14 protein-coding genes are annotated in these 13947 nt (G+C 71.4%); 5 read left to right on the top strand and 9 right to left on the bottom strand.

All coding sequences use genetic code 11. From position 1 onward, the window contains the following. Positions 1-17: 17 nt before the first annotated feature. On the top strand, positions 18-1622 hold the full coding sequence (locus tag AMK22_RS07500; protein ID WP_242433864.1) for an alkaline phosphatase D family protein: 1605 nt from the start codon (positions 18-20) through the stop codon (positions 1620-1622). 248 nt (positions 1623-1870) lie between these two features. Next, complete coding sequence (locus AMK22_RS07495; RefSeq protein WP_073782537.1) at positions 1871-2266, top strand: SSI family serine proteinase inhibitor; 396 nt, start codon at positions 1871-1873, stop codon at positions 2264-2266. A 35-nt stretch (positions 2267-2301) separates the two neighbouring features. On the opposite strand, the gene AMK22_RS38160 is transcribed toward AMK22_RS07495, so the two are convergent. The 5 genes from AMK22_RS38160 to AMK22_RS07475 all read right to left on the bottom strand — a co-directional run bounded on the left by AMK22_RS38160 (position 2302) and on the right by AMK22_RS07475 (position 6762). Then, positions 2302-2460: a hypothetical protein gene (locus tag AMK22_RS38160; RefSeq protein ID WP_107430486.1), complete on the bottom strand. Its 159-nt coding sequence runs from the start codon at positions 2458-2460 to the stop codon at positions 2302-2304. Between the two features lie 66 nt (positions 2461-2526). After that, positions 2527-3477: a cytochrome c oxidase assembly protein gene (locus AMK22_RS07490; RefSeq protein ID WP_073782536.1), complete on the bottom strand. Its 951-nt coding sequence runs from the start codon at positions 3475-3477 to the stop codon at positions 2527-2529. A gap of 114 nt (positions 3478-3591) precedes the next feature. Then, positions 3592-4617, bottom strand: a complete 1026-nt coding sequence (locus AMK22_RS07485; protein WP_073782535.1) for a 6-phosphofructokinase — start codon at positions 4615-4617, stop codon at positions 3592-3594. A gap of 143 nt (positions 4618-4760) precedes the next feature. Then, complete coding sequence (locus AMK22_RS07480) at positions 4761-5489, bottom strand: type 1 glutamine amidotransferase (RefSeq protein ID WP_073782534.1); 729 nt, start codon at positions 5487-5489, stop codon at positions 4761-4763. A gap of 34 nt (positions 5490-5523) precedes the next feature. Continuing rightward, positions 5524-6762 carry a Mur ligase family protein gene (locus AMK22_RS07475; protein WP_073782533.1) on the bottom strand — a complete coding sequence of 413 codons (1239 nt, stop codon included), beginning with the start codon at positions 6760-6762 and terminating at the stop codon, positions 5524-5526. A gap of 105 nt (positions 6763-6867) precedes the next feature. Between AMK22_RS07475 and def the strand changes: the two genes are divergently transcribed. Further along, the gene (def, locus tag AMK22_RS07470; protein ID WP_073782532.1) at positions 6868-7422 is read left to right on the top strand and encodes a peptide deformylase; all 555 of its coding nucleotides are present in this window, start codon (positions 6868-6870) and stop codon (positions 7420-7422) included. A gap of 55 nt (positions 7423-7477) precedes the next feature. On the opposite strand, the gene AMK22_RS07465 is transcribed toward def, so the two are convergent. Then, complete coding sequence (locus AMK22_RS07465; protein WP_073782531.1) at positions 7478-8128, bottom strand: TetR family transcriptional regulator; 651 nt, start codon at positions 8126-8128, stop codon at positions 7478-7480. 172 nt (positions 8129-8300) lie between these two features. On the opposite strand from AMK22_RS07465, the gene AMK22_RS07460 reads away from it, so the two are divergent. Continuing rightward, complete coding sequence (locus AMK22_RS07460) at positions 8301-9527, top strand: acyl-CoA dehydrogenase family protein (protein WP_073782530.1); 1227 nt, start codon at positions 8301-8303, stop codon at positions 9525-9527. A gap of 48 nt (positions 9528-9575) precedes the next feature. Here AMK22_RS07460 and AMK22_RS07455 read toward each other — a convergent pair whose 3' ends face one another. Then, positions 9576-10064 (bottom strand): glutathione peroxidase, encoded by a 489-nt coding sequence (locus AMK22_RS07455; protein ID WP_073782529.1) that lies wholly within the window; start codon positions 10062-10064, stop codon positions 9576-9578. Between the two features lie 164 nt (positions 10065-10228). Between AMK22_RS07455 and AMK22_RS07450 the strand changes: the two genes are divergently transcribed. Next, positions 10229-10468, top strand: a complete 240-nt coding sequence (locus AMK22_RS07450) for a DUF6011 domain-containing protein (protein WP_073782528.1) — start codon at positions 10229-10231, stop codon at positions 10466-10468. Positions 10469-10478: 10 nt separating this feature from the next. Here the strand turns inward: AMK22_RS07450 and AMK22_RS07445 are convergent, their stop codons facing one another. Continuing rightward, entirely contained in the window at positions 10479-11351 is an 873-nt protein-coding gene (locus AMK22_RS07445) for an acyl-CoA thioesterase (protein WP_073782527.1), read from the bottom strand. A 49-nt stretch (positions 11352-11400) separates the two neighbouring features. After that, positions 11401-13914 carry a DEAD/DEAH box helicase gene (locus AMK22_RS07440; RefSeq protein WP_073782863.1) on the bottom strand — a complete coding sequence of 838 codons (2514 nt, stop codon included), beginning with the start codon at positions 13912-13914 and terminating at the stop codon, positions 11401-11403. Positions 13915-13947: the final 33 nt, after the last annotated feature.

Raw genomic sequence — 13947 nt, 5'->3', positions numbered from 1 at the left:
ACGAAGGGACGAGTTCCATGCGAATGAACAGTGGGGTGGGCGGCGCCAGGGGGTTCGGGCGACGGGCGATGCTCGGCGGAACGGCCGGCATGGCCCTCGCCGCCGCCGGGCTGACCGCGTCCGACGCGTGGGGCGGCACGCCCTTCCGGGACGACCCGTTCGCCCTGGGAGTGGCCTCGGGCGATCCCTGGCCGGACGGGGTGGTGCTGTGGACGCGTCTGGCACCCCGGCCCCTGACCCCCGACGGGACCGGCGGCATGCCCCCGAAATCCGTCGACGTCCGATGGGAGGTCGCCCAGGACGAACGCTTCCGGACCGTCGTGCGCCGGGGGAGCACGCGGGCGGTGCCGGAACTCGCCCACTCCGTCCACGTCGAGGTCTCCGGACTGCGACCGGGGCGGCACTACTACTACCGCTTCCGCGCCGGCGGGGTGCTGAGCCCCGTCGGCCGCACCCGCACCGCGCCCGCGCCGGGCAGCCGCCCCAAGGAACTCGGCTTCGCCTTCGTCTCCTGCCAGGCGTGGTTCGAGGGCTTCTACACTGCCTACCGGCACCTCGCCGCGGAGGACATCGACCTGGTCCTGCACCTCGGCGACTACATCTACGAGAACCCCATCGACGCCATGGGCGGCGTGCGCGGCGTCCCCGTCGCCGCCGAACTGCGCCCCGAGCCGACAACCCTCGTGGAGTACCGCAACCGCCACGCCCTGCACCGCTTCGACCCCGACCTCATGGCCGCCCACCGGGCCCATCCGTTCGCCCTCGTCTGGGACGACCACGAGGTGGAGGACAACTGGGCGCGGGACCGGTCCAAGACCGACGACGAACCCGACCAGGACCCGGTGGTCTTCCGGCGTCGCGCGGCGGCGGCCTTCCAGGCGTACTACGAACATCTGCCGCTGAGGCTGGGGAACAGGCCGAACGGCTTCGAGGCCCGGATGTACCGCCGCCTGCGCTACGGCCGGATGGCCACCTTCCACATCCTCGACACCAGGCTCTTCCGCGACGACCAGCCCTGCGGCGACGGCACCAGGAGCGGCTGCGCGGAGCGGCTGGCACCCGGCCGGACCGTCCTCGGCCCGGAGCAGGAACAGTGGCTGTACCGGGGCCTCGGCCGCTCCGACACCACCTGGAACATGATCTCCCAGCAGATCCCGGTGTCCCAGGTCGACACCGATCCCGGCCCCGGCCAGTCGTTCGTGATGGACTTCTGGGACGGCTACGTCGACGCGCGCAGGCGGCTGTTCAAGGAGATCACCGACCGCTCCGTGAACAACCCCGTCGTGCTCACCGGCGACATGCACCGCCACCTCGCCGCCGACCTCAAGCGCGACTTCGACGACCCGGAATCACCCACGCTCGGTGTCGAGTTCGTCGGCTCGTCCATCTCCACCTCGAAGGACGGCATGGACCTCGACCCGTCCGGCGCCCGGCTCCTCGCCGCGAACGAGCACATCAGGTTCACCAACTTCCAACGCGGCTACGTGCGCTGCTCGCTCACCCAGGAGCGGTGCCGGGCCGACTTCCGGGTGCTCCCGTACGTCACCACGCCCGGCGCCCCCGTCTCGACCCGCCTCTCGCTCGTGACGGAGGCGGGCCGCCCCGGGGTCCGGCCCGCCTGACGGGGACATCGCAGTCTCCTGCCGGGGGAGCCGACGCCGTCGCGGGCGGCGCACCGTGACGCGGACCGCCCGGTGCCCCGTCCGGGCGCACGGCCCGCGCCCGGACGGGGCACCGGCGGCGTGGCGCCTTGTCCGGGCGAGCTCCCACGAGCACCATGCGGGGTTCCCCGAGGGCAGCGCGCCCGGCCCGTCCGGGACACGCCCGGTCCGCCCGGGGACGGCCGTACCCCCGCCACAGGAGAACCCCGATGCGTCTGCGCACCGTACTCGCCACCGCCGCACTGATCACCCTCACCGCCGCGGCCCCCGCGGTGGCCGTCCCGCCCGGGAAGCCGGTGGCGAAGGGGGACCTCCTCCTCACCGTCTCGGGCGGCGGGAACACCTGGATCAGGGGCGTCCGACTGCTCTGCCCGCCGGTGCCCGGCACCCACCACCCCCACGCGGTCGCCGCCTGTGCGGACCTCGCGGCGGCGGACGGCGATCTCGACGCCCTGCCCGGCGACCCGCACCTGTGCACCAAGGAGTCCGACCCGGTGACGGCCGAGGCCACCGGCACCTGGGACGGACGCCGCGTCTCCTGGCGCCGGACCTTCCCCAACCCCTGCGAGACGGACGTCGCCACCGGGCCCGTCTTCCGGTTCTGAACCGGACCGCCGGGGCCGGGCAGGAGGGCGGCGGCTCAGGACCGGCGCGTCGCGGCCATCCCCAGGGTGATCAGCCCGAGCACCACCCAGCCGAACCAGAGCCAGCCGCTGCTCCCCAGCGCCACCGTGTACGCGGTGACCACCACCAGGGCGACCAAGGTGATCACGCCCATGGACTTCGTGGACCCGGACATGTCCGCACCCTCCTCACCGGCCACGCGGCCGTGGGTGCCATCGTCACCCCGGAGGCGGGCCCGCCGCTACCGCCCGCGCGCCTGCAAGGAGGCGAGATAGGCGTTGTACGCCTGCAGCTCCCGGTCGCCGTTCCGCTCCTCCGCGCGGTCGGAACGCCTCGCCGCCCGCTGCTCGGAGCGGTACCACTGGAAGACCAGCGCGATCAGCACCAGCACCGAGGGAATCTCGCTGAACGCCCAGGCGATGCCTCCCGCCGCGCTCTGATCGCTCAGCGCGTCGATGCCGAGCGAGGCCGGCGGGTGCTCGTACGTGTCGACCATCGGCGTCGTGGCCATCATCAGCGCGATGCCGAAGAACGCGTGGAACGGCATTCCCGCGAACAGCTCCAGCATCCGCATCACGTACCCCGGCCGGTGCGGACCCGGGTCCACGCCCATGATCGGCCAGAAGAACACCAGACCGACCGCGAGGAAGTGCACCATCATCGCGATGTGCCCGGTCTTCGACTCCATCAGGAAGTCGAACAGCGGAGTGAAGTACAGGGCGTACAGGCTGGCGATGAACATCGGGATCGTGAAGACCGGATGCGTGATGACCCTCATGTACCGGCTGTGCAGCAGCTTGAGCAGCAGCTCGCGCGGGCCGGTACGGCCGCGGCCCGCGACCGGCAGCGCGCGCAGCGCCAGGGTCACCGGGGCCCCCAGCAGCACCAGGATCGGCGACAGCATGCTGATCACCATGTGCTGCACCATGTGCACGCTGAACATGACCATGCCGTAGTCGTTCAGCTTGGTGCACATCACCAGGGCGATGCTCAGCACGCCCACGAAGAAGAAGACCGTCCGCCCCACCGGCCAGGCGTCCCCGCGCCCGCGCAGCCGCAGCACGCCGTACCCGTACAGGCCGAGTGCGAGAAGGCAGCCGATGAGGAAGAACGCGTCGGGGGAGAACTGCAGCCCCCGTTCCAGCGTGAACGGCGGCAGATCCATGTTCATGCCGTGCCCGCTGTGATCCATCTGTTCACTCCCGCTGTGGACGTCCCCGATACGCGCCGGTTGTCCCGACCAGAGTAGAACCGCCCCCGGTCACGGCTGCGACCGGGGGCGGTTGTGCGGGGCGAGGGGAGGAGGTCAGAGCACGCACTCGGCCTCGGCGTACCGCTCGGCCGGAACCGTCTTCAGCGTCTCGACGGCCCGCGCCAGCGGCACCATCGTGATGTCCGTGCCCCGCAGCGCCGTCATCATCCCGAACTCGCCGCGATGCGCCGCCTCCACCGCGTGCCAGCCGAAGCGGGTGGCGAGCACACGGTCGTACGCCGTCGGGGTGCCGCCGCGCTGCACATGACCGAGGATCACCGGGCGGGCCTCCTTGCCCAGACGCTGCTCCAGCTCGGTGGAGAGCTGCGTGGCGACGCCGGCGAACCGCTCGTGCCCGTAGATGTCCTTGGCGCCCTGCTCGAACTGCATGGAGCCCTCGCGCGGCTTGGCGCCCTCCGCGACGACGACGATCGCGAACTTCTTGCCGGCCGAGAAGCGCTTGCCGACCACCTTGGTCAGCTCGTCGATGTCGAAGGGCCGCTCCGGCACGACGATGGCGTGCGCCCCGGCCGCCATGCCCGAGTGCAGGGCGATCCAGCCGGTGTGGCGGCCCATGACCTCGACGATCAGCACCCGCTGGTGCGATTCCGCGGTGGTCTTGAGCCGGTCGAGTGCCTCGGTGGCCACACCGACGGCGGTGTCGAAGCCGAAGGTCACGTCGGTGGCGGCGATGTCGTTGTCGATGGTCTTGGGGACGCCGACGATCGGCAGGCCTGCCTCGGAGAGCAGATGGGCCGCCTTCAGCGTGCCCTCGCCGCCGATCGGGATGATCACGTCGAGACCGAGGTCGGCGACGTGCCCCCTGGCCTGCTCGACGCCGCCGCGCAGATGGGCGGGCTGGACCCGGGAGGAACCGAGGATCGTGCCGCCGCGGGCGAGGATGCCGGCGACCGAGTCGAGGTCGAGCTTGCGGTAGTCGCACTCCAGGAGGCCCTTCCACCCGTCGTGGAAGCCGATGACCTCGTCGCCGTGGTCGACCACCGCGCGGTGCACGACGGAACGGATGACGGCGTTCAGGCCGGGGCAGTCGCCGCCGGAGGTGAGTACACCAATTCGCATTGCCCGGGAAACCTTTGCAACGTGGGCCGACGACCGGACCCCGTCGTCCGGTTGGATGCCCGCCACCCTACCGGCGCGGGGTGGCGGGACCGAACCGGGCGTCCGCCTGCTGGACGCCGCTCAGCTGAGCGAAAAGTGCCTCATCAGGCGGGCTGGGTCGCCGAGGCGATGCGCTCGGCGCGCAGCGCCTCGTACCAGCGGTCGTCCGTCGGCGGCAGGGCGTTGACATCCAGCGCCAGCTTCAGCAGGAGGTCCGCGATCAGCGGGTTGCGCGCCATCACGGGCCCGTGCATGTACGTGCCGAAGACGGTGTCGTTGTACGCGCCCTCGGTGCCGTCCCCGGTGCCGTTGCCCCGGCCGAACTGCACCCGGGCGAACGGCCGCGCCGTCGGCCCGAGGTGGGTGACGCCCTGGTGGTTCTCGAACCCGGTCAGCGGCGGCAGGCCGAGCCGCGGGTCGATGTCGGCGAGCACGTCGCCGACGCACCGGTCCCCCTCGCCGCGGGTGGAGACCACGTCGAGCAGCCCGAGACCGGGCTCGCGCTCACCGAGGTCGTTGATGAACTCGTGGCCGAGGATCTGGTACCCGGCGCAGACCGAGAAGATGATCGCGCCGTTGGACGCGGCCCGGTTCAGTCCGCCGTCGCGGCGCAGCCGCTCCGCGGCCAGGCGCTGCGGCCGGTCCTCGCCGCCCCCGACCAGGTAGATGTCGCCGGACGTCGGGATCGGCTGGTCGCTGCGGACGTCGACGCGGTGCACGTCGAGGCCGCGCTGCCGCGCCCGGCGCTCGACCACCAGCGCGTTGCCCTGGTCGCCGTAGGTGCTGAGAAGGTCCGGGTACACCCAGACGACACGCAGACCGTTGTTGCTCATGCTTCGTCCTCTCCGGAGGTGGCCGGGGCCGGGGTCAGTTGCCGACACGACGGCGCAGGTCCTGGAAGGCGGTGTAGTTGGCGATGACCTCGATACGGCCGGGCGGGGCCTGCTGCACGGCCTCGTCGAGGCTCTCGCAGACCCGGAAGTCGAGCCCGGCCACCTCAAGCCGGACCGCGAGGTCCAGCTTGCGGTCGCCGAGCACGAAGATCGGGTGGCCGGCGAGCTGGGTGTAGTCCACGTCCCACAGCCAGGAGGTGTCGGTGCCGTCCGCGCCGCGGGCGTTGACGGACAGGACCACCGGGGTCGGCGGCGGATCGATCAGGGAGAACGTCTCCAGCCAGCCGGCCGGGTTCTTCGCCAGCAGCAGCCGCAGTTCGCGGCCGAGGAACGTCACGACGTCGTAGCGGCCGGCCACGGCCTGTACCTGGTACATGCGCTCCAGCGCGACCTGCGGCGGCACACCGAAGACCGCGGCCACTGCGGCCGACGTGGCCGCGTTGGCCTTGTTGGCACGGCCGGGCAGCTGGAGGTGGATCGGCCAGGCCGAACCGTGCGGGTCCAGGACGTAGTCGCCGTGCAGGACCCAGCTGGGGGCGGGGCGGCGGAATCCGCACTCGCCGCAGAACCAGTCGTCACCGGGGCGCTGCATCACACCGCCGCACGACGGGCAGGACCAGGCGTCGTCCTTCCACGCCTGACCCGCCGCCACCCACACCACGTTGGGGGACGAGGACGCCGCCCAGACGATCAGCGGGTCGTCCGCGTTGGCGACGATCACGGCCTTCGAGCCGGACAGGCCCTCGCGCCACTTCTCCGCGAGCATCCGGGTCTCCGCGGCGCGGTCCAGCTGGTCGCGGGAGAGGTTGAGCAGCGCGATCACCTTGGGCGTCGTGTCGCGCGCGACCCCGGCGAGGTACTTCTCGTCGACCTCTATCACGCCGTACTGCGCGTCCGAGCCGCCCGCCAGCGCCGAGGTGATGCCGGCCGGCATGTTCGCGCCGAGCGCGTTGGACACGACCGGACCCGCGGCCCGCAGCGCCTCGGCGATCAGCCGGGTCGTCGTCGTCTTGCCGTTCGTCGCCGACACGAGGATCACGTCCAGGTGCTGCGCCAGCCGCCCCAGCAGGTCGGGGTCGAGCTTGAGCGCCACCCGGCCGCCGATCACCGATCCGCTGCCGCGCCCCGCGGCGCGCGACACCGCCGCCGCGGCCTTGCCCGCCGTCACGGCCAGCTTGGCCCGCGGCGACAGCGGCTCCGTGTTGCCTGCCATCGTCCTAGATCCTCCTTGCATCGGTCCGCGCCCAGCCTATCGATGTCCGGCCCGGACACCGCACCTCGGCACCGGCGGGACCGCCCGGGGCGGCCGGAACGTACGATGGCCGCCATGCGAAACCGCCCGATCCCCGGCAGTTCCGGACTGGTTCGCGCCATGAGCCTGCTCGGAGACCCGGTGCTGCATGGCGCCTGCGATCCCGTCACGGACTTCGGCCCCTCGCTCGCCCGCCTCGTCGAGGACCTGTACGCCACCATGTACGCGGCAGGCGGCGTGGGGCTCGCGGCCAATCAGATCGGTGTGCCGCTGCGCGTGTTCGTCTACGACTGCCCCGACGACGAGGACGTCCGGCACCTCGGACACGTCGTCAACCCGCGCCTGGTCGAGGCGGACGGCGTCACCGTGCGCGGCCCGGAGGGCTGTCTCTCGCTCCCCGGCATCGAGGCCGGTACCCAGCGTTTCGACCGGGCCGTCGTCGAGGGCACGACCCTCGGGGGCGAGCCCGTCCTGATCACCGGGACCGGCTTCTTCGCCCGCTGCCTCCAGCACGAGTGCGACCACCTCGACGGAAGGGTCTACACCGACCGGCTCACCGGGCTGCGCCGGTCCAGGGCGCTGCGCGCGGCCCGCCGGGCACCCTGGGCGCGGGGCGGCTGACGCGGAGGGGGTGCGGCACGAGCGAGCCGGGCGCGGGGTGCGGTCGGCCGCGCCCTCAGAACCCCGGGCCCCCGGGCCGGTCGTCCACGGCTGCCAGCCTGCCCCACAGCAGATCCGCCAGGCTGCGTACCAACTGTTCGCGGGAACAGGGCCGTTCCCCCAGCCACCAGTCTCCCGCGGCGTGCATCATGCCGACGATGCCATGACCCCAGATGCGGGCCATCACCTCGCCGTCCGGTCCCAGGTCCACCCGCTCGGCGATCACCTTGGCGAGCTCCTCGCCGAGTCTGCGCAGCAGCGGGGCGGAGTGCCGTCCGACGTCGAAGCCCCGCTCCGCCGAGGCCGCCGAGTCGTCGGAGGGGTGCATCAGGAAGCGGTAGACCTGGGGCCGGGCCTCGATGGCCGCGAGATAGGTGTCGAGCGTCGACTCCACGCGCCGGCGGCGCTCGGCGGGCGCGTCGAGCGCCGCCCGCAGGGCGATCAGCAGGGCGTCGGTGTGGCGCTTGGCGAGGGCGCGGTAGAGGCCGCCCTTGTCGCCGAAGTGCCGGTAGAGGATGGGCTTGGTGATCCCGGCCTCGGCGGCGATGGCGTTCATCGAGGCGCCCGGCCCGTCCCTGAGCACCACGCGGTCGGCGGCCTCCAGCAGCTCGCGGCGGCGGTTCTCGGCCGCTGTCCGTTGCCGCTCGGCCCGTCGTGTGGTCTCCATGTCGCCCTCTCCCCGCCCCCGCCGTTCCCGTGCGTCGTGCCTGCGCAACGTAACACCCCACCCCGCGGGGCGCGGATCGGCACCCGTCCGGTTGACACGGGCTACTTACCGGTAACAGACTTCTGTTACCGCAAGTAACCATTGATTTCAGGGCAATACCTGGAGGGGCAACATGGCCGAGTTCACGCTCGAACTCAACGACGACCAGAAGCAGGTGCGCGACTGGCTCCACGGCTTCGCCGCCGACGTGATCCGCCCGGCGGCCCCGGAGTGGGACGAGCGTGAGGAAACCCCCTGGCCGATCATCCAGGAGGCGGCCAAGGTCGGCATCTACTCCCTCGACTTCTACGCCCAGCAGTTCTTCGACCCCACCGGGCTCGGCATCCCGATGGCGATGGAGGAGCTGTTCTGGGGCGACGCGGGCATCGCCCTGTCGATCGTCGGTACGGGCCTGGCGGCCGTGGGCGTCCTCGCCAACGGCACCGAGGAGCAGATCGGCACCTGGATCCCGCAGATGTACGGCGACGCCGACGACGTCAAGGTCGCGGCGTTCTGCTCCTCCGAACCGGACGCCGGTTCCGACGTCGCCTCGATGCGCACCCGCGCGGTGTACGACCGGGCGAAGGACGAGTGGGTGCTGAACGGCACCAAGACCTGGGCGACCAACGGCGGCATAGCCAACGTGCACGTCGTCGTCGCCGTGGTCGAACCCGAGCTCGGTTCCAAGGGGCACGCCTCGTTCATCGTGCCGCCGAACACCCCCGGCCTCTCCCAGGGCCAGAAGTTCAAGAAGCACGGCATCCGCGCCTCGCACACCGCCGAGGTGGTCCTGGAGGACGTGCGCGTCCCCGGGCACTGCCTGCTCGGCGGCAAGGAGAAGCTCGACCAGCGGCTGGCCAGGGCCCGGGAGCGCGCCGCGTCCGGCGGTGAGCGGGTGAAGAACGCGGCGATGGCCACGTTCGAGGCGTCCCGCCCCTCCGTCGGCGCCATGGCGGTCGGCACCGCCCGCGCCGCCTACGAGGTGGCGCTGGACTACGCGAAGACCCGCACCCAGTTCGGCCGGCCGATCATCGACAACCAGGGCATCGCCTTCCAGCTCGCGGACATGCGCACGCAGATCGACGCGGCCCGGCTGCTGGTCTGGCGGGCGTCCTGGATGGCCGCCACCGGCAAGCCGTTCACCTCGGCCGAGGGCTCCATGTCCAAGCTCTACGCGAGCGAGACGGCCAAGAAGGTCACCGCACAGGCCGTCCAGATCCTCGGCGGCAACGGCTTCACCCGCGAGTACCCGGTGGAACGGATGCACCGGGACGCGGCGATCTACACCATCTTCGAGGGCACGAGCGAGATCCAGCGCCTGGTGATCGCCCGCACCCTCTCCGGCATGCAGATCCGCTGACCCTCCGCACGGGCCCGCGGGAGGTGCGGGCCCGCGCGCAGCCGGCCGTCAGGCGGGCAGCTGGGCCTCGATGGCGGCCACCAGCTCCGCGGCCTCCGGGTCCGTGCCCGGACGCAGCCGCGCGACGGGCTCGCCCGTCGGCGAGATGAGGAACTTCTCGAAGTTCCACTGCACGTCGCCCGCCTCGCCGTCCGCGTCCGTCAGCGCGGTCAGCTCGGCGTAGAGCGGGTGGCGTCCCTCACCGTTCACCTCGGTCTTCTCCAGCAACGGGAAGGTGACCCCGTACGTCGTCGAGCAGAAGGTCCGGATCTCCTCGGCGCTCCCGGGCTCCTGGCCGGCGAACTGGTTGCACGGCACGCCCAGCACGGTGAAGCCCCGGTCCGCGTACGCCTTCTGCAGCCGTTCCAGGCCCGCGTACTGCGGGGTGAGCCCGCACTGGGACGCGACGTTCACCAACAGGACCGCGCGGCCGCGGTATTCGGCGAGCGAGGTGGGCTCGCCGGAGAGGGTGCGCAGGGGGATGTCGTACAGGGGCATGCGGCGCTCCTTGTGAGGGTGGCTTCCAACAGCCATTGTCCTGCCCGCGAGCTGATCGACACGAACTCGAACGCCGGGTCTCCCGGGGCGCTCACCCGTGAACTCCTCGCGTCGTGTGTCGCCGGGAAGTCGCAGAGCAGACGCCCGCCTGGGACGATCGTGCCGTGGACCCCGCAGAACCCCTCTTCGAACCAGGCGCCGAGCCCGCGGCCGAGAACGGCACAGCCGGCCGGACCCCCCTCCGACGGACGGTGCGCTGTCGCCTGTGCGGCCGCCCCCTCACGGGGACGGAGTCGCGCCGTACCGGACTCGGCCCCTCCTGCGATGTCAAACTGCACCCCGCGCCCCCGGACATCCGCACCCGCCGCCACGAGGTCGAGCAGGACCCGCTGCCCGGCGTCTGAAGCGGTACGACTACGAGCCGAGGGTCCGGAACAGCCCCTCCTGCACCACGGACACCAGCAGGTTGCCCGCGCGGTCGTAGATCCGGCCGCGCGCCAGCCCCCGGCCGCCGGTCGCGATCGGCGACTCCTGGTCGTAGAGGAACCACTCGTCCGCCCGGAACGGCCGGTGGAACCACATCGCGTGGTCCAGCGACGCCATGTCGAAGCCGCGCGGACCCCACAGCGGTTCCACCGGGAGCCGGACCGCGTCGAGCAGCGTCATGTCACTGGCGTACGTCAACGCGCAGGTGTGCACCAGCGGATCGTCGCCCAGCGGCCCGACCGCGCGCATCCACACCGCGCTGCGCGGATCCGCCCCCTTCACCTCGTCCCGCGTCCAGCGCAGCCGGTCGACGTACCGGATGTCGAACGGCTGGCGGCGGGCCATCCGCTCCAGCGCCTCCGGCAGCTCCCCGAGATGCGCCCGCACCTCCTCGGCGACCGTCGGCAGCTCCTCGGGGCCGGGAACCTCCCGGGCGGGCGGCAGCTGATGCTCGAAACCGGCCTCCTCCGGACGGTGGAACGACGCCGTCAGGCTGAAGATCGTCCGGCCCTGCTGAACGGCCGTGACCCGGCGGGTGGTGAACGACCGGCCGTCCCGGATGCGCTCCACCTGGTAGACGATCGGCACCCCCGGGCGCCCCGGACGCAGGAAGTACGCGTGCAGCGAATGCACCGGCCGGTCCCCGTCCGTGGTCCGCCCGGCCGCGACCAGCGCCTGCCCGGCGACCTGGCCGCCGAACACCCGTTGCAGCGACTCGTGGGGGCTGCGCCCCCGGAAGATGTCGACCTCGATCCGTTCCAGATCGAGCAGGTCGACCAGACGCTCGGCGGGGTTCGTCATGCGGTTCGTCTCCACTCTCGCAGCGGCGCGGCCCTCATGGCGTACGCCCTCACAACTGGCCGACGGAGGTGACACGGACGACGGCGCGCCCCTCCTCGTCGGAGGCGGCCAGATCGATCTCCGCGCCGATGCCCCAGTCGTGGTCGCCGTTCGGGTCGGCGAACGTCTGCCGGACCCGCCACACGCCGTGCGCGGGATCCTCCTCGATCCTCAGCAGCTTCGGGCCGCGCGCGTCCGGGCCGGTGCCCAGGTCGTCGTACTCGTCCCAGTAGGCGTCCATCGCCTCGCCCCACGCGTCCTCGTCCCAGCCCGACTCGCCGTCCAGCTCGCCCAGTTCGGCGACCTGATCCAGCGCGGCCAGCTCGACCCGGCGGAACATCGCGTTGCGCACCAGCACCCGGAACGCGCGGGCGTTGGCCGTGACCGGCTTGACCTCGTCGGCCTTCTCCTGCGCCTCCTCGGCGGTCTCCAGCTCCGGGTTGGCGAGCTGTTCCCACTCGTCGAGCAGACTGGAGTCCACCTGGCGGACCATCTCGCCGAGCCAGGCGATCAGGTCCTGGAGGTCCTCGGACTTGAGGTCGTCCGGGACGGTGTGCTCCAGCGCCTTGTACGCGCTCGCGAGGTAGCGCAGCACGATGCCCTCGGTGCGGGCCAGCTCGTAGTGGGAGGTGAACTCCGTGAACGTCATGGCGCGTTCGTACATGTCACGGATCACGGACTTCGGCGACACCGGGTGGTCGCCGACCCACGGGTGGCTCCTGCGGTAGACGTCGTACGCGTGCCACAGCAGCTCGCTCAGCGGCTTCGGGTACGTGACCTCCTGGAGCAGCTCCATCCGCTCCTCGTACTCGACGCCGTCGGCCTTCATCTGCCCGACCGCCTCGCCGCGCGCCTTGTTCTGCTGCGCGGCGAGGATCTGGCGCGGGTCGTCGAGCGTCGACTCGACGACGGAGACCATGTCCAGGGCATACGAGGGGGATTCGGGGTCCAGCAGGTCGAACGCGGCGAGCGCGAAGGTGGACAGCGGCTGGTTGAGCGCGAAGTCGTGCTGGAGGTCGACGGTGAGCCGGACGATCCTGCCCTCCGCGTCCGGCTCGTCGAGCCGCTCCACCACACCGCCGTCCAGCAGCGAGCGGTAGATCGCGATGGCCCGGCGGATGTGGCGCAGCTGCGCCTTGCGCGGCTCGTGGTTGTCCTCCAGCATGCGCCGCATCGCCTCGAAGGCGTTGCCGGGGCGCGCGATCACGGACAGCAGCATCGTGTGCGTCACCTTGAAGCGGGAGGTGAGCGGCTCCGGATCGGACTGGATCAGCTTGTCGAAGGTGGTCTCCGACCAGGCGACGAAGCCCTCCGGGGCCTTCTTGCGGACCACCTTGCGCTTCTTCTTCGGGTCGTCGCCCGCCTTCCTGACCGCCTTCTCGTTCTCGATGACGTGCTCGGGCGCCTGTGCCACGACGAAGCCCGCCGTGTCGAAACCGGCACGCCCGGCCCGGCCCGCGATCTGGTGGAACTCCCGGGCGCGCAGCGTGCGCACACGGGTGCCGTCGTACTTGGTGAGCGCCGTGAACAGCACGGTGCGGATGGGGACGTTGACGCCGACACCGAGCGTGTCCGTACCGCAGATCACCTTCAGCAGACCGGCCTGGGCGAGTTTCTCCACCAGGCGCCGGTACTTCGGCAGCATGCCCGCGTGGTGCACCCCGATGCCGTGCCGCACGTAGCGCGACAGGTTCCGGCCGAACTTGGTGGTGAAGCGGAAGTTGCCGATCAGATCGGCGATCTTCTCCTTCTCCTCCTTCGTGCACATGTTGATGCTCATCAGCGACTGCGCCCGCTCGACGGCCGCGGCCTGGGTGAAGTGCACGATGTAGACGGGCGCCTGCCGGGTGTCGAGGAGCTCGGTGAGCGTCTCGGTGATCGGGGTCAGCCGGTACTCGTAGCTGAGCGGCACCGGCCGGGTGGCGGAGCGGATCACGGACGTGGGGCGGCCGGTACGGCGGGTCAGGTCCTCCTCGAACATCCTGACGTCGCCGAGCGTGGCCGACATCAGGACGAACTGGGCCTGCGGCAGCTCCAGCAGCGGGATCTGCCACGCCCAGCCGCGGTCCGGCTCGGCGTAGAAGTGGAACTCGTCCATCACGACCTGGCCGATGTCCGCGTACTTCCCGTCACGCAGCGCGATGGACGCCAGCACCTCGGCCGTGCAGCAGATCACCGGGGCGTCGGCGTTGACCGAGGCGTCGCCGGTGAGCATGCCCACGTTCTCCGTGCCGAACAGTTTGCACAGGTCGAAGAACTTCTCCGAGACCAGGGCCTTGATCGGCGCGGTGTAGAAGGTGACCTTGTCCTGGGCCAGTGCCGTGAAGTGCGCACCCGCCGCGACCAGGCTCTTCCCGGAGCCGGTCGGGGTGGAAAGGATCACGTTCGCCCCGGACACCACCTCGATCAGCGCCTCCTCCTGAGCCGGATAGAGGGTGATGCCCCGGGTCTCGGTCCATGACGAGAAAGCCTCGAAGAGGGCGTCGGGGTCGTCGGTCGGGGGCAGCTGATCGATAAGGGTCACGCCCCCCATCTTGCCTGCCTTCCGCCCGGATGA

It is taken from the genome of Streptomyces sp. CB01580 (assembly GCF_001905795.1).
In the GTDB taxonomy this organism is placed as follows: Bacteria; Actinomycetota; Actinomycetes; order Streptomycetales; family Streptomycetaceae; genus Streptomyces.
This window is presented reverse-complemented; position numbering and strand designations above follow the sequence as displayed.

Excerpts from the sequence above, each read along its gene's own strand:
- AMK22_RS07460 (WP_073782530.1), top strand. The coding sequence starts at position 8,301 with ATGGCCGAGTTCACGCTCGAACTCAACGACGACCAGAAGCAGGTGCGC.
- AMK22_RS07490 (WP_073782536.1), bottom strand. The coding sequence starts at position 3,477 with ATGGATCACAGCGGGCACGGCATGAACATGGATCTGCCGCCGTTCACG.
- AMK22_RS07495 (WP_073782537.1), top strand. The coding sequence starts at position 1,871 with ATGCGTCTGCGCACCGTACTCGCCACCGCCGCACTGATCACCCTCACC.
- AMK22_RS38160 (WP_107430486.1), bottom strand. The coding sequence starts at position 2,460 with ATGTCCGGGTCCACGAAGTCCATGGGCGTGATCACCTTGGTCGCCCTG.
- AMK22_RS07485 (WP_073782535.1), bottom strand. The coding sequence starts at position 4,617 with ATGCGAATTGGTGTACTCACCTCCGGCGGCGACTGCCCCGGCCTGAAC.
- AMK22_RS07500 (WP_242433864.1), top strand. The coding sequence starts at position 18 with ATGCGAATGAACAGTGGGGTGGGCGGCGCCAGGGGGTTCGGGCGACGG.
- def (WP_073782532.1), top strand. The coding sequence starts at position 6,868 with ATGGCCGCCATGCGAAACCGCCCGATCCCCGGCAGTTCCGGACTGGTT.
- AMK22_RS07465 (WP_073782531.1), bottom strand. The coding sequence starts at position 8,128 with ATGGAGACCACACGACGGGCCGAGCGGCAACGGACAGCGGCCGAGAAC.
- AMK22_RS07455 (WP_073782529.1), bottom strand. The coding sequence starts at position 10,064 with ATGCCCCTGTACGACATCCCCCTGCGCACCCTCTCCGGCGAGCCCACC.
- AMK22_RS07445 (WP_073782527.1), bottom strand. The coding sequence starts at position 11,351 with ATGACGAACCCCGCCGAGCGTCTGGTCGACCTGCTCGATCTGGAACGG.
- AMK22_RS07480 (WP_073782534.1), bottom strand. The coding sequence starts at position 5,489 with ATGAGCAACAACGGTCTGCGTGTCGTCTGGGTGTACCCGGACCTTCTC.
- AMK22_RS07475 (WP_073782533.1), bottom strand. The coding sequence starts at position 6,762 with ATGGCAGGCAACACGGAGCCGCTGTCGCCGCGGGCCAAGCTGGCCGTG.